A 346-nucleotide genomic window follows, 5' to 3' on the forward strand; every position below is an offset into this window, starting at 1 on the left:
TGCCGCCGTCGAGGCGGGCCGCGCCGGGGACGCAGGCCGCGGTTTCGCGGTCGTGGCCGACCTCGTCTCGGCGCTCGCCATGCGCTCGGAAGAGGAAGCCAAGCGCGCCCGCGAGCAGCTCACCGCCACCCAGACCGACATCGGCACCGCCGTGGAAGCGGTGCAGCGGGTCGACGGCGCCCTGCAGAACATCTCGGGCGACGTCTCCGAGGTCCACGCGCTGCTGAGCAACATCGCCACCGACAACCAGGCCCAGTCCTCGACGATCACCCAGATCAGCGCCGCGATCGGCACGATGGACCAGGCGACCCAGCAGAACGCGGCGATGGTCGAGGAGACCTCGGCG

Annotated in this window: 1 protein-coding gene; it reads left to right on the plus strand. The window is 71.7% G+C overall.

Going from position 1 to position 346, the window contains the following annotated elements:
* On the plus strand, window positions 1–346 hold a 346-nt coding region (locus OKA11_RS24550), incomplete at both ends, for a methyl-accepting chemotaxis protein (RefSeq protein ID WP_267225264.1).

The organism is Novosphingobium clariflavum, from assembly GCF_026420865.1.
GTDB classification, from domain to species: Bacteria; Pseudomonadota; Alphaproteobacteria; order Sphingomonadales; family Sphingomonadaceae; genus Novosphingobium; species Novosphingobium clariflavum.